General features: G+C 68.3%; 19 protein-coding genes and 1 pseudogene. 11 read left to right on the top strand and 9 right to left on the bottom strand.

The genetic code is table 11. The features are described from left to right. Window positions 1–33: 33 nt before the first annotated feature. Both ACQY9P_RS14480 and ACQY9P_RS14475 read right to left on the bottom strand, forming a co-directional pair. Complete coding sequence (locus tag ACQY9P_RS14480) at window positions 34–657, bottom strand: histidine phosphatase family protein (RefSeq protein WP_421738582.1); 624 nt, start codon at window positions 655–657, stop codon at window positions 34–36. Window positions 658–694: 37 nt separating this feature from the next. Continuing rightward, entirely contained in the window at window positions 695–1,615 is a 921-nt protein-coding gene (locus ACQY9P_RS14475) for a histone deacetylase family protein (protein WP_421738583.1), read from the bottom strand. Window positions 1,616–1,677: 62 nt separating this feature from the next. Here ACQY9P_RS14475 and ACQY9P_RS14470 point away from each other — a divergent pair, with 62 nt between their 5' ends. Together ACQY9P_RS14470 and ACQY9P_RS14465 are read left to right on the top strand one after the other, a co-directional pair. Beyond that, window positions 1,678–2,196, top strand: a complete 519-nt coding sequence (locus ACQY9P_RS14470; RefSeq protein WP_421738584.1) for a GNAT family N-acetyltransferase — start codon at window positions 1,678–1,680, stop codon at window positions 2,194–2,196. Window positions 2,197–2,362: 166 nt separating this feature from the next. Continuing rightward, window positions 2,363–3,541, top strand: a complete 1,179-nt coding sequence (locus tag ACQY9P_RS14465; protein ID WP_421738585.1) for a vWA domain-containing protein — start codon at window positions 2,363–2,365, stop codon at window positions 3,539–3,541. Between the two features lie 687 nt (window positions 3,542–4,228). On the opposite strand, the gene ACQY9P_RS14460 is transcribed toward ACQY9P_RS14465, so the two are convergent. Both ACQY9P_RS14460 and ACQY9P_RS14455 read right to left on the bottom strand, forming a co-directional pair. Continuing rightward, the gene (locus tag ACQY9P_RS14460) at window positions 4,229–5,623 is read right to left on the bottom strand and encodes a calcium-binding protein (RefSeq protein ID WP_421738586.1); all 1,395 of its coding nucleotides are present in this window, start codon (window positions 5,621–5,623) and stop codon (window positions 4,229–4,231) included. 13 nt (window positions 5,624–5,636) lie between these two features. Then, window positions 5,637–5,987 carry a helix-turn-helix domain-containing protein gene (locus ACQY9P_RS14455; RefSeq protein WP_421738587.1) on the bottom strand — a complete coding sequence of 117 codons (351 nt, stop codon included), beginning with the start codon at window positions 5,985–5,987 and terminating at the stop codon, window positions 5,637–5,639. A 160-nt stretch (window positions 5,988–6,147) separates the two neighbouring features. Here ACQY9P_RS14455 and ACQY9P_RS14450 point away from each other — a divergent pair, with 160 nt between their 5' ends. Together ACQY9P_RS14450 and ACQY9P_RS14445 are read left to right on the top strand one after the other, a co-directional pair. Then, on the top strand, window positions 6,148–7,143 hold the full coding sequence (locus tag ACQY9P_RS14450; RefSeq protein WP_421738588.1) for a glycosyltransferase: 996 nt from the start codon (window positions 6,148–6,150) through the stop codon (window positions 7,141–7,143). Between the two features lie 56 nt (window positions 7,144–7,199). Then, entirely contained in the window at window positions 7,200–7,706 is a 507-nt protein-coding gene (locus ACQY9P_RS14445; protein WP_421738589.1) for a hypothetical protein, read from the top strand. Here the strand turns inward: ACQY9P_RS14445 and ACQY9P_RS14440 are convergent. Beyond that, a complete protein-coding gene (locus ACQY9P_RS14440; RefSeq protein ID WP_421738590.1) occupies window positions 7,703–8,221 on the bottom strand; it encodes a surface-adhesin E family protein in 519 nt (172 codons plus the stop codon). The genes ACQY9P_RS14445 and ACQY9P_RS14440 overlap by 4 nt on opposite strands. 183 nt (window positions 8,222–8,404) lie before the next feature. Here ACQY9P_RS14440 and ACQY9P_RS14435 point away from each other — a divergent pair, with 183 nt between their 5' ends. Beyond that, window positions 8,405–9,073: a TetR/AcrR family transcriptional regulator gene (locus ACQY9P_RS14435; protein ID WP_421738591.1), complete on the top strand. Its 669-nt coding sequence runs from the start codon at window positions 8,405–8,407 to the stop codon at window positions 9,071–9,073. Between the two features lie 81 nt (window positions 9,074–9,154). Next, entirely contained in the window at window positions 9,155–9,904 is a 750-nt protein-coding gene (locus ACQY9P_RS14430) for an FkbM family methyltransferase (RefSeq protein ID WP_421738592.1), read from the top strand. 34 nt (window positions 9,905–9,938) lie between these two features. Here the strand turns inward: ACQY9P_RS14430 and ACQY9P_RS14425 are convergent. From ACQY9P_RS14425 to ACQY9P_RS14415, 3 genes and pseudogenes are all read right to left on the bottom strand, one after another. Continuing rightward, window positions 9,939–10,037: pseudogene (locus ACQY9P_RS14425) on the bottom strand (hypothetical protein); the annotation flags it as partial. Then, window positions 10,034–11,536: a UdgX family uracil-DNA binding protein gene (locus tag ACQY9P_RS14420; RefSeq protein WP_421738593.1), complete on the bottom strand. Its 1,503-nt coding sequence runs from the start codon at window positions 11,534–11,536 to the stop codon at window positions 10,034–10,036. The gene ACQY9P_RS14420 and the pseudogene ACQY9P_RS14425, both read right to left, overlap by 4 nt. After that, window positions 11,536–12,756, bottom strand: coding sequence for a putative DNA modification/repair radical SAM protein (locus ACQY9P_RS14415; RefSeq protein ID WP_421738594.1), 1,221 nt, complete (start codon window positions 12,754–12,756; stop codon window positions 11,536–11,538). The genes ACQY9P_RS14420 and ACQY9P_RS14415 overlap by 1 nt, the downstream gene beginning before the upstream one ends. Before the next feature lie 94 nt (window positions 12,757–12,850). Here ACQY9P_RS14415 and ACQY9P_RS14410 point away from each other — a divergent pair, with 94 nt between their 5' ends. The 5 genes from ACQY9P_RS14410 (at window position 12,851) to ACQY9P_RS14390 (ending at window position 16,340) form a co-directional block, all read left to right on the top strand. Beyond that, entirely contained in the window at window positions 12,851–13,729 is an 879-nt protein-coding gene (locus ACQY9P_RS14410; protein WP_421738595.1) for a transglutaminase family protein, read from the top strand. A 31-nt stretch (window positions 13,730–13,760) separates the two neighbouring features. Continuing rightward, window positions 13,761–13,907, top strand: coding sequence for a hypothetical protein (locus ACQY9P_RS14405; RefSeq protein ID WP_421738596.1), 147 nt, complete (start codon window positions 13,761–13,763; stop codon window positions 13,905–13,907). 141 nt (window positions 13,908–14,048) lie between these two features. Further along, window positions 14,049–14,870, top strand: coding sequence for a hypothetical protein (locus tag ACQY9P_RS14400; RefSeq protein ID WP_421738597.1), 822 nt, complete (start codon window positions 14,049–14,051; stop codon window positions 14,868–14,870). A 116-nt stretch (window positions 14,871–14,986) separates the two neighbouring features. Then, window positions 14,987–15,709 (top strand): MFS transporter, encoded by a 723-nt coding sequence (locus ACQY9P_RS14395; protein ID WP_428150319.1) that lies wholly within the window; start codon window positions 14,987–14,989, stop codon window positions 15,707–15,709. Between the two features lie 10 nt (window positions 15,710–15,719). Beyond that, window positions 15,720–16,340 (top strand): MFS transporter, encoded by a 621-nt coding sequence (locus tag ACQY9P_RS14390; protein WP_421738599.1) that lies wholly within the window; start codon window positions 15,720–15,722, stop codon window positions 16,338–16,340. Here the strand turns inward: ACQY9P_RS14390 and ACQY9P_RS14385 are convergent. Further along, on the bottom strand, window positions 16,337–16,633 hold the full coding sequence (locus tag ACQY9P_RS14385; protein WP_421738600.1) for a UvrB/UvrC motif-containing protein: 297 nt from the start codon (window positions 16,631–16,633) through the stop codon (window positions 16,337–16,339). The genes ACQY9P_RS14390 and ACQY9P_RS14385 overlap by 4 nt on opposite strands. Window positions 16,634–16,701 lie beyond the last annotated feature (68 nt).

Below are 16,701 nucleotides of genomic sequence, written 5' to 3'. Positions count from 1 at the left end.
GCGAAAGGCGGCAGGAAGACTTTCCGGCCAGGATCAGGCCAGGGTGAAGCGTTTGACGCTCCAGTAGCCGTGCCCCTCATCGACCAGCATCCTCAGCCCCCTCTTCTTGAACGACCGGGCGATCATCCAGTTGAAGAAGCCGTGGGCCAGGACCAGCACATCCTGGCCGCTGGCGGCCAGATCGATCAGCAGGTCGGCGGCCTGATCGGCGCGGAGCTCGGCCTGCGCCTTGGTCTCCTGGCCGGCGTGATTGTTGAAGAACCACCACCAGAAGCGGGCGAAGAATCCCAGATGGCTGGGCTTCATCCTGATCCACGACGGCCAGGGCGGCGGCGGCAGCGGGGCTTCGATGAACAGCGGGTCGGTGGCGAAGGCGCGGGTTCCGCACACGGCCTGGGCGGTCTCGATCGACCGGCGGCGGGTCGAGGCGATCACGACGCCGGCCTGGCGCGCGGTCTCGACCAGCGCGGCGGGCGGGGTCTGGCCGGGCTTGAGCCCGCCGACCTCGTAGCGTTCCCACCATTCGCCATAGGCGGCGCAATTGAATCGCACCTTGCGCGACAGCGCCGGCTCGCCGTGGCGCGCCAGGGTGATGACCCCGGGACGCGCAGGCCTGGCCCCGGCGAGGATGTGGTCGGCGTTGCTTGCGTCGGCCATGTTCCAGAGAGACCGACGGTCTGGCCGCGCGGTCCCTTCATCCCTCCTGCAGAGCGCTCACATGCGCGGCGGCTGAACGTCCCAGCGCATGTAGGTCGTAGCCGCCCTCGAGCGAGGAAACAATACGGCCCCGCGACCGGGCGTTGGCGACGGAGACGATCGCCCGGGTCGCCCAGGCGAAATCGTCGGCCTCCAGGCTTTGCGCCGACAGGGGATCGCGGACATGGGCGTCGAAGCCGGCCGAGACCAGGATCAGGTCGGGGCAGAAGGCGTCGACCTGATCCATCAGCCCCTCGAACCGGGCGCGCCACAGCGCCGCCGTGGCGTTTGGAGGAACCGTGGCGTTGGCGATATTGCCCAGCCCCGTCTCTGACGGATCGCCGGTGCCTGGATACAGCGGCGACTGGTGGATCGAGGCGAAGAACACCGTCGGGTCGTGCTCGAACACCGCCTGGGTCCCGTTGCCGTGGTGGACGTCGAAATCCACGATCGCCACCCGCCGCAGCCCCGACGCCTGGGCCACTCGCGCCGCGATCGCCACATTGGAGAACACGCAGAAGCCCATGGCCGTAGCCGGTTCGGCGTGATGGCCCGGCGGTCGCACCGCGCAGAAGGCCCGCGTCCCCTGCCCGGCCGCCACGCTCCGGACCGCCGAAACTGCGGCGCCCGCCGCCAGCCGCGCGGCCCGCAGGCTGCCCGGCGTCAGGATGGTGTCGGGATCCAGCGCGTGCTCACCGGCGCTGGGCGCCGCAGCGAAGATCCGTTCAATGAAGGCTTGTGGATGCACCAGGGCCAGATCGGCCACATCGATCAAGGGCGCTTCGCGGGTCTCCAGGTCGAGGTTGGGATCGTCGTCCAGGGCGTCGATCACGGCCCGCAGCCGTTCCGGTCGCTCGGCATGACCGTCGTCCGGTCGGTGATCCAGCATGTCGGCGTGGGTGAACAGCGAAACACTCATGGCCGCACGCTATCGCGGACGGCCATTGGACGAAACCGGGCGATCGCGGTTATCAAGCCGGCATGACTCTTCTGCTCCGCCGCGCCACCGCCCTTGACGCCGATACGGTCTCCAGCCTGGGGGCCCGGACCTTCGCCCAGACCTTCCGGCATCTCTATCCGCCGCAGGATCTGGAGACCTTCCTGGCCTCGGCCTACGGCCTGGAGAAGACCCGCGACAGCCTGGCCCATCCCGACAAGGCCACCTGGCTGCTGGAGGACGACGGCGAGGCGATCGGCTACGCCTCGGCCGGTCCCTGCGACCTGCCGCACGACGAGGTCAGGCCGGGCGACGGGGAACTGAAGCGCATCTATGTGTTGAAAGAGCATCAGGGCGGGGGCAAGGGCTCGATGCTGCTGAACGCGGCGCTGGAATGGCTGGAGCGAGACGGGCCACGCCCCCTGTGGATCGGGGTTTGGTCGGAGAACTTCGGGGCGCAGCGGCTTTACGAGCGGATGGGGTTTGCGAAGGTGGGCGAGTATTTCTTCCCGGTGGGGGAGACACGGGATCTGGAGTTTGTTCTGAAGCGATCCTCCCCCTAGCGGGGGAGGCGTCGGCGCAGCCGACGGAGGGGGAAGTGACCGCTGGGGCGTTGCGGTCTCCCCCCACCGACCTTCGGTCGCCTCCCCCTTCAGGGGGAGGATCAGGTAGTTGCGTCTCGTTTAAGAACCCTCCACACTCCGAACATCTGTTCGAAAGTCCGCGCCGATGTTCCTTCGCTTCTTCTCCGAGCTCCGCCAGGCCAAGGTGCCGGTCAGCCTCCGCGAGTACCTGATGCTCATGGAGGCCCTGGACAAGGACGTCATCGACCGCTCGGTCGAGGACTTCTATTTCCTGTCCCGCGCCAGCCTGGTGAAGGACGAGAAGAACCTCGACAAGTTCGACCGGGTGTTCGGCCACGTCTTCAAGGGCCTGGAAACCGTCAACGACGGCATCACCTCCGACATCCCGGAAGAGTGGCTGAAAGCCCTGACCGAGAAGTTCCTGACCGACGAGGAGAAGGCGGCGATCGAGGCCATGGGCGGTTTCGAGAAGCTGATGGAAACCCTGCAGGAGCGCCTGAAGGAACAGAAGGAACGCCACGAGGGCGGCAACAAGATGATCGGCTCGGGCGGCACCAGCCCGTTCGGCAACAATGGCTACAATCCCGAAGGCGTCCGCATCGGCCAGGACAAGAGCCGGCACGGCCGGGCCGTGAAGGTCTGGGACAAGCGCGAATACAAGAACCTCGACGACAGCGTCGAACTGGGCACCCGCAACATCAAGGTGGCCCTGCGCCGCCTGCGCAAGTTCGCCCGCGAAGGCGCCGCCGAGGAGCTGGACCTGAACGGCACCATCCGCGGCACGGCTGAGAAGGGCTATCTGGACATCCAGCTGCGCCCCGAGCGGCGCAACAAGATCAAGGTGCTGATCTTCTTCGACATCGGCGGCTCGATGGACGGCCACATCAAGCTCTGCGAGGAGCTGTTCAGCGCCGCCAAGACCGAGTTCAAGAACCTCGAATTCTACTATTTCCACAACTGCCTCTATGAGGCGGTCTGGAAGGACAATCGCCGCCGGCAGGTCGAGAAGATCCCGACCTGGGACGTGCTCCACAAGTTCCCCAGCGATTACAAGGTGATCTTCGTCGGCGACGCGACGATGAGCCCCTACGAGATCACTTACCCGGGCGGCAGCGTCGAACACTGGAACGAGGAGCCGGGCGCGATCTGGATGGAACGCGTGGCCGACATCTACCAGAGCTGCATCTGGCTGAACCCGACCCCCGAACGGCACTGGGACTACACCCAGTCGATCGGGGTGATGAAGACCCTGATGAACGACCGCATGTTCCCGCTAACGATCGAAGGCCTGGACAAGGCGATGCGGGAACTGGTGCGGGGGTAGTCCCGCCCACTGGCCCCCTACGGGCTGCTACGCAGCCGTCTTCCCCCGGAGGGGGAAGATGAAACGCGCCGACCTCATCTTCCCCCTCCGGGGGAAGACGATCGCGAAGCGATCCGTAGGGGGCAAGTGTCAGCGACCTCGCGCTTTCGCTGCGATGGTGATGGGAAGGGTCGCGGAGCGCCCGGACCACGTCCGGATGTGAGTTAGACAAATACCGTTTCGACGAAGCCGTCCGCTCCGCGTGACCGTTCTGGCGAAAGCGCGCGGCGCTCGAGCCCTGTTCGGGCCTCGCCGCCTTGAAGCCTCCGACGGGCGGACGGGATAGCGTTCCCCCGCCCGGACTGCGGGTTCTTCCGAACCCGCCTGCTGCTCGCACGACCCTCGCAGTCACGTCGTTTTAGTTTTCCACGGCCGACCGCCGCCAGAGAACAACGAGGTTGACGGCCCAGAGCACAACGCACTCCTCCCGCCATCGATTGAGCTTCCCGCTCGACCACACCCCAGGCCCATCAGGTCGCCGGCCGACGTCCCTTCCCTTGCCTTGGGGTGAGATCATTATGCGGGCAGTTTCAGCGCGGAGGATTGGCGCGCTCGTTTTATTTTTAGCGCATTGAATGGCTTGAAGTTTGCCCTCGAAAGCACGGGGATCGAGCGCGGTTTATCCCCGTTGCCGCGGCCCGCGGGCGGCTAGGTTGGATCGCTCGCCGTGGCGGGCGCGGCGGCATGGCCGGCCAGCCCGACCAGCTCGATCACCACCGGCCCGGCGTGCGCGGTGTCGGTCGCCGCCGTCACCGGCCCGATCCTGAAGGCCGAAACCGTCGCCCCGCCCAGCAGGATGAAGGCGTCCTCGGCGCCGTCGCTGTCGAAATCGAAACCGACCCGCGTCCCCGCCACCGCGACATGAGGCTCGCCGGCCGGGGTCGGGCCGGACGCCGCGATCGTGACCGTCGTCTGGCTAAGCACATCGGCGACGCTCGCCACATTGACGATCGTGACCTGGGTCTTGGCGTCGAAGGCCAGGCGATCGCCCTCGCGAACCGAAAAGTCGAGCACGACGCCGAGCGCGGTCGTGACCTTCGACGGCGCCGTCGCGGCGAGCAGAAAGGTGTCGGCGCCGGCGCCGCCGGTGGCCATGACCCGCTCGCCCATGACGATGCGATCGTCTCCCGCGCCGCCCTCCAGCCGGTCGACTTCGCCGGGCCTGGCGCCCGCGCCGTCCAGATAGTCGTCGCCCGCGCCGCCGCGCAGGGTGTCGCCGCCGGATCCGCCGACCAGCACGTCGTCGCCGGCCGTGCCGTCCTGCACGGTCCGTGTCGCCGTCAGTCCGGGAACATCGCCGGGCGTGCTGGGCGCGGGCGCCTGCAGAGCCACCGCCCCGCTGGGCGCGCTGGTCGGGACGAGCGGCGTCCAGGCCACACCCTTGAAGATCGCCATCACCGGCGGCTCGGCCGTGCCGACCGGCGCGTCGGCCACCCCGTGAGGCGGGGCCGCCTTGCCGGAGGCGGCGGTCGTCGGTTCATGCGTCACCGGTCCGGCGACGGCGCCATGCGCCGCGGCGCCTTCGGCATCCTGGCTCAAGGCCGCGATCAGGCCCGAGACTGGCGCCAGGCTGGCCGAACGGTCCTCGCGATGGACGTCATCGCCGCTCCACAGCGCCGCATTGCCCAGGCCCATGCCGCGCATCTCGAGATAGAGGCCCACGGCGATGACCAGCGACAGGAAGGACTGGGCCTCGCGCCCCTGGGGATTGAGGGTCACGACGACACCGCCGCGATCCTCGCCGACGCCGCCGGCCAGAACCTGGCGCACGGCGCTCCAGAGGCTGCCGACCTGACGGAAAACATCGACCGCCGCGTCATGGATCACGAACCCGCCGTCGATCCGCGCGACATGCACCAGCACCTCGTCCCAGGCGTCGGTGACCACGTACCAGGGATCGCCCGCGTCGGTCTGGCCGAACACGCCCTCGACCGGCCCGCGCACCTGGGCCAGGCGCTCGGCCAGATCCAGCAGCTGCGCGCGCTCGCCCGCCGTCCAGTCGCCAGCCGTGACTTTCGGGGTGAAGGGCAGGACGTTGTTCATTGCCGCGCCCCGCTCAGGCCTGCGCCTTCAGGACGACGACAGGGCTCTCCCCGGCGTCATCGTCGGCGCCGCTGAACAGCAGGCGGTGCAGTTCGGGTTCGTAGTGGCGCAGCAGGACGCGCGCGAACTGGCCGGGCTCGACGCCCACCGCCTCGGCCCACGCGGCCTGGGTCTCGATCGGCACGCGGCCGACGCCGTTCTCGACCTGCGAGACGAAGGTGTAGTAGCGCAGGCCGATCCTGTCGGCCAATTCGGCCTGGGTCAGGCCCGCCGCCTCGCGGGCGGCCTTCAGCCACCGGCCGGCCTCGCGCCGCAGGTCCTTGGTAAGCGCCGCCTTGGCGGGATTCATCGCCGTTCGTGACATCGTCTAGCCGTGCTCAACGCCCGTCCGAAGCGGAACGCGCCTTCGTTCTTACACGTTACATTAAAACGCAACAACCGTCTTGCGAATGAAAGCGGACGCACATACAGTTTTAACGCAACAACCCTGAACGCACCCCGCCGTCCGCCATGAAGGCTCCGCGATGTACGCCCTGAACCGTTCCCCCCTGCCCGACGACGACGCCTTGCGGGCGACGCCCGTGGCCAGTCCACCGGTTCCCCGGCTGTCGCTGATCATGGTGGTCTACATGACCGGCCCGGTCCTGACGGACGCCATCAGCCATGTGCTGGCCGAGCCGAGGGTCGAGGAGTTCATCATCGTGGACAACGGCTCGCCGGCCCTGGTCGCCGCCTGGCTGCGCGACCTGGCCAGCCGCGAGCCGCGCATCCGCCTGCTGCAGGGCCTGGGCAATATCGGCTTCGCGCGGGCCGCCAATCTGGGCGCGGCGGCCGCGCGGGCGCCGGAACTGGTGTTCCTCAACCCCGACGCCTTCCTGGCCCCCGGCGCCATCGCCGCGCTGCGCGAGGCGGGACGCGACCGGCCCGACCCCTGCGTGGTCGGGGCCCGGGTGCTGAATGTCGACGGCAGCGAGCAACGCGGCGCGCGGCGCGGCGAGATCACCCCGGTCACCACCCTGCTGAGCCTGACCAAGCTGGCCGGCGCCCTGCCCGCCTTGCGCCGCTTCGAGATCCACCGCGAGGACGAGGCCGCCCCCGCTCATCCGATCGACGTGCCGACCATCTCTGGCGCCTGCTTCTACATGACCGCCCATGACTTCCGTCTGCTGGGCGGTTTCGACGAAGGGTTCTTCCTGCATGTCGAGGACATCGACCTGTGCTGGCGCGCCCGCCGCCTGGGCGGCAGCGTGATCTTCCAGCCCCAGGCGCGGGTCACCCACCTGGGCTCGACCAGCGACGAGAACCCGCTGGTGGTGGAATGGCACAAGGGCCGCGGGCTGGTGCGCTATTTCCTCAAGCGCGCCGACACGGTGAGCCGCCTGATGCTGGCCCTGGTGCTGGCGCCGCTGATCCTGATCACGGCCGTGGCCCGGCCCCTGCTGCGCGACATCCTCGACCGACGCGGCGACGCCAAGCCTGACCAGACCTTCGGCGCGGCTTCGGTCACCCGTCCATCTTGACGATCTGGCCCGGTTCGAACGACGGTGAGCGCCCGTGAGGGCAGAGGATCGTCGTGATGAGCCGCACCGCCAGGACCGCCGCCCTTCTCGCCTGCGCGGGCATGATGGCGACGCTTTCGACACCCTCGGCCGCCGCCCAGCGCCGCGATGAAAGCTGGGGCAAGGCCGGGATCTCGTTCCTGCAGTATCGCACCGACGCCGTTGAATGCGCCTATGACGCCGAGACCAAGGCCTCGGTCAGCATTCCCCAGGTCGATCTGAGCTTCATGACCGACGCCCCCTCGCCCGACGCCCAGCCGCAGATGGATCCAACCAATCCGAACCTGGATCCGCGTGTCGTGCTCGACTATGCCGCCCAGTCGCAGATGCACATGAGCAAGACCTGGCGCGAAGTCGCCCGGCAGCTGGAACCGGCCCTGACCGCCTGCCTCAAGGCCCGGGGCTATCAGCGCATCCGCCTGGGCCCCGACCAGGTCGATCAGCTCAAGCGCCTGTCACCCGGCACGCGGGCCCGGCAGGTCTATCTGTGGACCTTGGCGGTGGCGCCAAGCGCGGCGCGCTAGCCCCCCGCCTCGGGCTTCATGCAGGCGGCCTCCAGCACCGTCTCGTCGAAGGTGCCGGCCTCGGGTCTGATCCAGTCTCGGTTCTCGAAATCAAACGCCACCGGCTCGCCGGTCAGGTTGTTGTCGGGATAGCGATAGGCCGTCAGGCTGCGATAGGCGCGGGCGGCGCAGTCGACATCCTGGGACAGTCGCTCGGAGCGATAGGTGAAGTGCGGGGTGACCTCGCGTTCGGTCTGCGGCAGGCGGAACTCGTGGCGCACCCAGACCCGCTGATAGGCCGCGCCCGGCGGCGTCTGGCCCGTCTTGGCGAACATCAGAACCATCTTGTCCTCACCCACGCCCAGGAAGGGCCAGCCGATGCCGCGCACCTCGCGCGACCAGGGCGGCAGGCGCACCGTCTTGCCGCTGGCGGTCACGGTGACGGAATCGACCTTAGACGGGTCGTCAGCCTTGGCGGCGGCGGGCGCGGTCGCCTGGCCGGTGAGCAGCATCAAGGCCGTCGTCATTCCGATCATCGCCGCGTCCTCCGTCGCCTGTTAGCGCTACCCTAGAGACTTTGCCCGCCAAGGAAAGTCGCTGTCGCGCGGCGGACAAGCCGGCGGCGGCGGCGGCATTTCATCAGGCCTCGGTCCATCTTGACGCTTGCGCCAAATTCGAACAGCCGTAAGACTTCCCCGAGGGTAAAGGGGAATTTCGTAGTGAGTCCGACCACCGACGCGGCGCCTTCGCTTGAGGCAGAGGCCGCCGAGACTGAAGCCGCGACCAAAAATCTGGTCTTTGTCGCCGCCGAGCGTCTGTTCGCCCTGCATGGCTTTCAGAACGTGTCAGTCCGCGACATCACGGCGGCGGCTGGTGTCAACCTGGCCTCGGTGAACTATCACTTCGGCTCCAAGGACGCCCTGCTGTTCGAGATCTTCCGTCGCCGCACGGCCGAGCTGAACCGCGAGCGGGCGCGCATGCTGCACGAGGCCAACGACCGCAACGCCGGCAAGCCGCCGGTGCGCGAGGTGCTGGCCGCCCTGCTGACCCCGCCCCTGCGCTGGCTGGCGCCCGACCACGAGCGCCGCATCTCGCTGCAGTTCCTGATCCGCGCCCGCAGCGAGGGCACCGACGACATCCGCCAGGTGCTGAAGAGCGACGTCTCGCACCTGCGCCGCTTCTCCGACGCCCTGCTTCTGGCCCGCCCCGACCTGTCGCCGGAAGAGATCTACTGGCGCCTGCACTTCACCCTGGGCATGCTGCACAACAACCGCTTCGCCGAGTTCGACCGCCTGAACGTGCTGTCGGAAGGCGCCACGCAGGAAGCCGACGTCGTGGCCCTGCTGGCCCGCATGCTGGCCTTCGCCGAGGCGGGGTTCGCGGCCTAGGTCTTGCGCGATTTGGCGCACTAGCCACGCACAAGCTTCGCGCTCACCATTGGCGGGCGAGTCGGCTGGCCTGGAGGGCGCATGCTTCTGGAACGTGTGCCCTATGGCCTGGTCATGCCCACCATCTATGGGCCGGTGATCGTCAGCCGACACGACATCAATCAGACCAACCATCTGCTGAAGACCGGCCGCGCCCACGGCCACGACAGCACCGACATGATCGCCAAGCTGTCCGTGTTGAAGGGGCCTGAGCCCTTCGTCGTGGATGTGGGCGCCAATTTCGGACTGTTCTCGCTGGGTCTGGCCAGTCTGCTGGACGGACGCGGCGTCTATCACTGCTTCGAGGCCCAGCGGATCCTGTTCAACATGATCGCCGGATCGGTGGCGCTGAACGGCTACAGCAACATCTTCTGCCACCACATCGCCGTCGGCGAAGAGGCCGGCGCGATCGAGATCCCGCAGTTCGACTACAACAGCCAACTGAACTTCGGCAGCGTCGAGTTCGGCGCCCAGCAACGCGAGCGGCTGTCGCAGGAACGCGGCAGCGATCCCGACAAGCAGGAATTCGTCGAGATGCGCACGCTCGACAGCTACAACTTCCCCAGGGTCGACATCCTGAAGGTCGATGTCGAGGGCATGGAGCCGCAGGTGCTGCGCGGCGCCGAGGCGCTGATCGACGCCTGGCGCCCCCTGATGCTGGTCGAGCACCTAAAGTCCGACAGCCAGAGCCTGGCCGACCAGATCACCGCCAAGAACTACAAGCTCTACGCCCTGTCGGACGACTTCATCTGCATTCCCAACGAATTGGCGCACCTGATCCCGGACGTCTGAAATCCTTGTCATCCCGGACGCCTCGCAGAGGCTATCCGGGACCCAGGGGCAACCGCATCGTGGCGGCCCCTGGGTCCCGGCTCTCCGCTTCGCTGCGGCCGGGATGACAAGATTTTTTAGGGGCGTCATTCAGCCCCCTCCCCCCAGCGACTTCGCCAGCCTCAGATCCTCCACGAGCTGCGCATAGGCCCGCGCCTTGACGTCGGCATCGGGCACGCGCAGCAGGTAGGACGGATGCCAGCTGACGACCAGCTGGACGCCGCCGTCGAGCGCTATCGGCGCGCCGCGCGACTTCGCGATCGGCATCGACTTGCCCGTGACGCCCATCACCGCCGTCGCGCCCAGGGCCAGGATCACCCTGGGCTTCACCATCCGTCGCTCGGCGTCCAGCCACCAGCGGCAGGCCTGGACCTCGCCCCGGTCGGGCGTCTTGTGCAGGCGGGCCTTGCCGCGCGGCTCGTGCTTGAAATGCTTGACCGCGTTGGTGACGAAGGCCTTCCGACGATCGAAGTCGGCCTCGGCCATCGCCTTGTCCAGCAGCCGGCCGGCGGGGCCGACGAAGGGGCGGCCTGACAGGTCTTCCTCGTCGCCGGGCTGTTCGCCGACGATCATGATCCTGGCCCGCATCGGCCCCTCGCCCGGCACGGCCTGGGTGGCGTCGCGCCACAGGTCGCAGCGGCGGCAGACCTGCTGCGCGGCGGCGGCGTCCTCCAGGGTCAGGGGATCGTTCTCGCCGTAGGAGCCGTCGCGGGCATGGCGCAGGGCGGCCTTTAGCACGCGCTCCGAGGGCGGATTGGGCCGGGCTGCGACCATTTCGTCGGTCCTGCGCCGGGCGGTTTCGATCAGGTCTGGAATGAGCCGCGCCTCGGGCAGGTTGCGCCAATAGCGCTTGGGCATCTCCTGCTGCATCATCCGGGGGTTCAGCCGCGCCGGGTTGAAGATCGAGGCGTAGTAGGTGCGCCACAGCTCCTCCTGCGCATCCTCGCGCGGCGCGTCGGCGGGATCGGCGCCTTCGGAGACCTTCAGGACCTCGCCGTCCCAGGCCACGCAGGCGTCCGGCGTCAGGATCGACCAGCGCATGCCGGTGAAGCGTCGGGCGAAGAAGGGCGCGACCCGTTCGGTCACCCGATGGGCCGGCTCGAACCACGCCATATAGGTTTCGGGCTCGACGCCCTCGACCAGGCGAAAGCGGACGAAGGCCTTCATCTTGTGGGCGGCGCGGCTGACGCCCTTGGCCATGTCGCGGGCCCGGGTCATGTCCGGATCGGCGGGATTGTCGATCAGTCCGGGCTCGCGCTCCAGCCGCCACAGCAGTTTGTAGAGCAGAGCAAAGCGTTCGCCCGACCGGTGCAGCACGACCTGTTCGGCGAGGTCGATGAAGGGTTTTGGGACGGTGAAGGGCTTCTCCCTTCCGTTGTCATCCCGGCCGAAGCGCAGCGTAGGGCCGGGACCACCGGAAACGCCGGCGCTTGCCGTGGTCCCGGCTTTCGCCGGAATGACAGCACTTTCAAACAGATCGTACTCCACCGTCCACACCACCGCGTCCGGCGCCACGCCCTCGGCGCGCAGGGCCCGGGCGGCCTTGCGCCAGCCGTCGAAATCGATCTCGGACGCCAGACGAACCACGCGCATCAGAACAGGCTCAGTTGCTCCGGAACGACCAGCGAGGCCTTAAGGCCGCTGGCGTCGGTGAGGCCGCCCGGCGTCCAGTCGGCGGTGACGATGAAGGGCTGGGCGCGCTTGATCGAGCCGCAGACCCGCTTGACGTCGGCCAGGGTCAGGCGGGTCTGGCGACGGGCCGTCAGGATGCGATCGACGCCTTTCGCGCCCAGGCCCGGCGTGCGCAGCAGCGTGTCCCGATCGGCCGTGTTGACGTCGATCGGGAAGTCGCCGCGATGGCGCAGGGCCCAGCTGGTCTTGGGATCGACGGTCAGATCCAGGTCCTGGCCCGGCTCGACGATCTCGCCCTGGGTGAAGCCATAGAACCGCATCAGCCAGTCGGCCTGATACAGCCGGTGCTCGCGCATCAGCGGCGGCCGGACCGACGGCAGGCGCGAGGCCGCGTCGGGGATCGGGCTGAAGGCGGAATAATAGACCCGGCGCAGCTTGTAGGACCCGTAGAGATTGGCGCTGCGCGCCAGGATGTCGCCGTCGCGGGCGGCGTCGGCGCCGACGATCAGCTGGGTCGACTGGCTGGTGGCGAACCGCCGGCGGCCGGCCTTGCGGGCGGGTTCGGCGTGATCCTCGATCGACACCCGCATCCGGCCCATGGCCCGCTTGATGCCGACGGGATCCTTCTCGGGCGCCAGGATCGTCAGGCTTTCGTCCTGCGGCAGCTCGATATTGATCGACACACGGTCGGCGTAGAGTCCCGCCTGCGCCGCCAGTTCGGGAGACGCCTCGGGGATCAGCTTCAGGTGGATATAGCCGCGAAAATCGTGGTCCAGGCGCAGGCTCCTGGCCACCCGCACCATCTCTTCCATCGTGTAGTCGCCCGTCTGGATCACCCCCGACGACAGGAACAGGCCCTCGATATAGTTGCGCTTGTAGAAGTTCAGCGTCAGGTCGACGACCTCCTTGACGGTGAACCGGGCGCGCGGCGTGTTCGAGGACACGCGATTGATGCAATAGGCGCAGTCGTAGATGCAGAAGTTGGTCAGCAGGATCTTGAGCAGGCTGATGCACCGCCCATCCGGGGCGTAGGCATGGCAGATGCCCATGCCCTCGGTGGAGCCGACGCCCTTTCCCCCGAGAGAGTCGCGCTTCTCCGCGCCCGACGAGGCGCAGGAGGCGTCATACTTGGCCGCGTCGGAGAGGATGGCGAGTTTACGCTTTAGATCGAGAACAGCCATGACGGCACGATAGAGTTCTCTTTTTGTTCTGTCGAACGCTTTCCGAGGCGCCGCCAGGGAACGAAGCCATTTCACCAAGGGTTACAGTGGCCTCATGGCGCGTCTGAAGATCATCCACGAAACCCGCTACGACTATGACCGTCCCGTCGGATTCGGCGCCCATCGCCTGTTGATCCGGCCGCGCGACAGCCATGCCCTGCGCATCGTCGAAGCCTCGCTGTACGTGACCCCGCCCGGCCCCACGCGCTGGACCTATGACGCCAACGGCAACTGCGTGTGCCTGTTTTCGCCGCGCGGCCAGTCCGCCTCGCTCAGCATCATCAGCGAGCTGGTCATCGACCGCTTTCCGGCCCCGCTGTCGCCGCTGCGGATCGACAACCCCCACACCCTGACGCCGATCGTCTATGACCGGGAAGACCACGCCACGCTGGCGCCGTTCATGGCCCCGGTGACCGACGATCCGGACGCCCTGGTGCTGAAATGGCTGCGCGGCCTGGGCGGGGCGATGGACGAGCCGGCGCTGGACTTTCTGCTTCGGGTCAATTCGGCGATCCACCAGCGGTTCGACTACACCAACCGCTACGAGGAAGGCGTTCAGAGCCCGCGGGAGACCCTGGCCAGCGGCAAGGGCGCCTGCCGCGACCTGGCCTGGCTGATGGTTGAGGGCGTTCGCCGCCTGGGCTACGCGGCCCTGTTCGCCACCGGCTACATCTACTCGCCGGGCGTCGGAGGGGTGCGCGGCGCGGGGGCGACCCATGCCTGGTGCGAGGTCTTCCTGCCCGACCTGGGCTGGGTGGAATTTGATCCCACCAACGGGCTGGTCGAGTCGCCGGACCTGATCCGCGTGGCCGCCACCCGCACGCCGGCCCAGGCGCTGCCAGTGTCGGGCGCCATTCTCGGAGACCCCGGCGCGTCACGTCTTCACGTCTCCGTGGACGTCCAGTTGCTGGACGCCCTCACCGAGGCGGCGTGATAAAATGCGCCTAGAGAAGGGAGGAAAGGCCATGACCAGTGGCTTCCAGAACCAGAATCCCCTGACCAACCACAGCATTCCGAAATCCGAGCCCAAGGCCCAGCACGGTCGAAAGCCCGACGAGGAATGCCTGAAGATCAAGGAAAGACGGACGTTCGAGCCCAGGCCCGGCCACTAACCGCCCACGCCCCGGAGCGCGTCGCCGGACCGATACCTGAATTTACATTCCCGTCGCGCGTGTGGCCTATACAGGTCGGGCGCGGTTAAGCATATCTTGGCGCTCGCGTTGGGGAACGCGACTTGGGGAGCCATGGGGTCGATGCGGGGCTTGGTATTGAAATGTGTGCTGGCCGCGGCCGGCCTGGGCTTGGTGGCGACCGCCGCCACCGCCTTGTCGACACAATCGCCCGCGCCGTTTGACCAGACCCTGACCCTGGCCGGCGGCGAGACCGCCGTCGATCCTGACGCCCCCATCGCCACCGCCCGCTATGGCGACGCGCCCCGGCGTCCCGCGACCGCCGCCGCCACCGTCGATCTGGCCGGCGGCGCCTCGACCACCCCGCTCGCCGGTGGTCCCATCGCCGCCGCGCCGGTCAGGGCTGTCGAGTTCGCCCAAGCCTCGACCCAGCCCGCCATCCAGACCCTGAGCCCGCCTCGTCCGCGCGCGACCGCCCGCCTCGAGACCGGCGCCGAAATTCGCGTCGCCACGCCGGCCCAAGGCCTGGTGCGGTCGATGACGCGGCCCGTCCAGAAGGCCAAGATCGACGATATCGAGATGCGTCCCTTCATGGGGCCCGGCGACCGTTCCAGTTTCATGGGGGTGTCGGTCGACGCCTCGAACCTGATCGGCAAGATGCGGCCCGACTCCCGCGACGCCCGCAAGGGTCGGTGGATCCTGTTCGCCGCCACCTCGGGCAAGTCCCTGAGCCTGAACGTGATCAAGGATTCGATCGTCGGCTGGCGCGGCGCCGGCTGGGCAGAGGAACGCATCGCCCGCTTCGGCACGCACCAGCTGGGCATGGGCTGGCGCAAGAAAGGCCGGCAGGTGTCGCTCAGCGCCACGCGACGCACCCTGCGGACGCAGAGCTATTCCGACCGCGACATGGTCTACGGCGTCAGCCTGTCGTTCAACGGCCGCTGACCGTATCGGGACTTGAGCCAGAGGCCAGCCGGGCTTAAGCCCGGCGCGTGCCGGCCTCAGAACCCTCCCCGACGGCGTCCCCCTCGCCCATCGCCTCGCGTCTGATCGCGATCGCCGTGGCCAGCGCGCTGTTCATGGAATTCATCGACGCCACGGCGCTGTCGACCGCCTTGCCGACCCTGGCGCGGGCCTTCGCCGTCGATCCGATCCACCTGAAGCTGGCCCTGACCTCCTATATCCTGGCCTTGGCGGTCTTCACCCCCGTCAGCGGCTGGGCGGCCGAGCGGTTCGGCGCGCGGCGGGTGTTCCTGGCCGCGATGACCGTCTTCCTGCTGGGCTCGGCCCTGTGCGGCCTGTCGCGCGATCTCGAGGCGCTGGTGACTTCGCGCATCGTGCAGGGGCTGGGCGGGGCGATGATGACGCCGGTGGCGCGGCTGATCGTGGTGGGCTCGACGCCGAAGGACAAGCTGATCAGCGCCATGGGCTGGTTCACCGTCCCCGCCCTGCTGGGCCCTCTGCTCGGTCCGCCCCTGGCCGGTCTGGTGCTGACCTTCGCCGACTGGCCATGGATCTTCTATCTGAACCTGCCGGTGGGCGTGCTGGGCATGGCGGCGGTGATGCGCTTCGTGCCCAAGGGCCTGCCCCCCCCCCGACATCCGCTTCGACTGGGCGGGCTTCATCCTGTCGGCCACGGCGATCAGCGGCCTGGTGGTGGTGGCCGAGACCTCGGGCCTGAGCCTGCTGCCCTGGCTCGCGCAGCTGTCGATCCTGGCCCTGGCCCTGGCGTGCGGCTGGGCCTATCTGCGCCTCGCCAGGCGCTCACCCAGGCCCATCCTTGACCTGTCCCTGATGCGTTACCCGACCTATCGCGCCAGCCTGCTGGGCGGCGCCTTCGTCCGGCTGGGCGTGGGCGCGGGGCCGTTCCTGCTGCCGCTGCTGCTGCAGGTGGCGCTGGGATGGACGCCGCTGCACGCCAGCCTGGTGACCATCGCCTCCAGCCTGGGTGTGCTGGCCGCCCGCCCCTTCGCCGCCTGGAACCTGAGACGCTCGGGCTTTCGCACCGCCCTGGCCCTGGCCCTGGTGCTGACCGGGCTGTTCGCGGCCGCGCCGGGTTTCTTCACCGCCGCCACCCCCGTCTGGCTGATGGTGATCCTGATGACGCTGGGCGGCTTCTGGCGCTCCAACCAGTTCATCGCCGCCAACACCATCGCCTATGCCGATGTCCCGGAAAGCTCGGTCGCGGCGGCCTCGACCCTGGCGGCCGTGGCCCAGCAGGTCGGCCTGGCCCTGGGCGTCAGCTTTGGCGGCGCCATGCTGCATCTGGCGCGCGGCGCCGACGGCGCCCTGACCCCCGACCGCTTCACCCTGCCCTATGTGGCGGTCGGCGCGGTGACCCTGCTGGCCCTGCCGCTGTATCTGGCCCTGGACAAGGACGCCGGCGCCAGCATCAGCGGGCGCGGAAAGAGCTAGGTCTTTCGCCGACGCGCGCCCCGGGAATGGCCGGCGGTCATGGGGTCCGGCTTCTTGGGCGGAACCCAGCCGGGCGGCGGGGCATAGACCTGCTGGTCCGTGCCCAGGCCCATCTTGCCCGGCACCTGACGCTGGAAGTACGACGCCTGCGCCGGGGCCTCGACGCCGCGCACCAGATTGCCGTGCATGACACTCTCGATCTGGTCGCGCAGCTTGCCGGCCATCTCGAAATCCTGGGCGGCGACCGCCGCTTCCATCTGCGTCTTCAGATCGTCGAGATGTGTGCTGGACATGGCGCGGCTCCCGTGTGGCTCCAGGATAACGCACAAACGCCGAGAAAGAACGACCCTCCCCCTGAAGG

This window comes from Caulobacter sp. (genome assembly GCF_965279145.1).
In the GTDB taxonomy this organism is placed as follows: domain Bacteria; phylum Pseudomonadota; class Alphaproteobacteria; order Caulobacterales; family Caulobacteraceae; genus Caulobacter.
Note: the sequence above shows the minus strand (reverse complement) of the source record. Positions and strands in the feature narration are given on the sequence as shown.

Bases quoted from the DNA above. Each gene is read 5' to 3' on its own strand.
- ACQY9P_RS14480 (WP_421738582.1), bottom strand. From the start codon at position 657: ATGGCCGACGCAAGCAACGCCGACCACATCCTCGCCGGGGCCAGGCCT.
- ACQY9P_RS14475 (WP_421738583.1), bottom strand. From the start codon at position 1,615: ATGAGTGTTTCGCTGTTCACCCACGCCGACATGCTGGATCACCGACCG.
- ACQY9P_RS14470 (WP_421738584.1), top strand. From the start codon at position 1,678: ATGACTCTTCTGCTCCGCCGCGCCACCGCCCTTGACGCCGATACGGTC.
- ACQY9P_RS14465 (WP_421738585.1), top strand. From the start codon at position 2,363: ATGTTCCTTCGCTTCTTCTCCGAGCTCCGCCAGGCCAAGGTGCCGGTC.
- ACQY9P_RS14460 (WP_421738586.1), bottom strand. From the start codon at position 5,623: ATGAACAACGTCCTGCCCTTCACCCCGAAAGTCACGGCTGGCGACTGG.
- ACQY9P_RS14455 (WP_421738587.1), bottom strand. From the start codon at position 5,987: ATGTCACGAACGGCGATGAATCCCGCCAAGGCGGCGCTTACCAAGGAC.
- ACQY9P_RS14450 (WP_421738588.1), top strand. From the start codon at position 6,148: ATGTACGCCCTGAACCGTTCCCCCCTGCCCGACGACGACGCCTTGCGG.
- ACQY9P_RS14445 (WP_421738589.1), top strand. From the start codon at position 7,200: ATGAGCCGCACCGCCAGGACCGCCGCCCTTCTCGCCTGCGCGGGCATG.
- ACQY9P_RS14440 (WP_421738590.1), bottom strand. From the start codon at position 8,221: ATGATCGGAATGACGACGGCCTTGATGCTGCTCACCGGCCAGGCGACC.
- ACQY9P_RS14430 (WP_421738592.1), top strand. From the start codon at position 9,155: ATGCTTCTGGAACGTGTGCCCTATGGCCTGGTCATGCCCACCATCTAT.
- ACQY9P_RS14420 (WP_421738593.1), bottom strand. From the start codon at position 11,536: ATGCGCGTGGTTCGTCTGGCGTCCGAGATCGATTTCGACGGCTGGCGC.
- ACQY9P_RS14415 (WP_421738594.1), bottom strand. From the start codon at position 12,756: ATGGCTGTTCTCGATCTAAAGCGTAAACTCGCCATCCTCTCCGACGCG.
- ACQY9P_RS14410 (WP_421738595.1), top strand. From the start codon at position 12,851: ATGGCGCGTCTGAAGATCATCCACGAAACCCGCTACGACTATGACCGT.
- ACQY9P_RS14405 (WP_421738596.1), top strand. From the start codon at position 13,761: ATGACCAGTGGCTTCCAGAACCAGAATCCCCTGACCAACCACAGCATT.
- ACQY9P_RS14400 (WP_421738597.1), top strand. From the start codon at position 14,049: ATGCGGGGCTTGGTATTGAAATGTGTGCTGGCCGCGGCCGGCCTGGGC.
- ACQY9P_RS14390 (WP_421738599.1), top strand. From the start codon at position 15,720: ATGCGTTACCCGACCTATCGCGCCAGCCTGCTGGGCGGCGCCTTCGTC.
- ACQY9P_RS14385 (WP_421738600.1), bottom strand. From the start codon at position 16,633: ATGTCCAGCACACATCTCGACGATCTGAAGACGCAGATGGAAGCGGCG.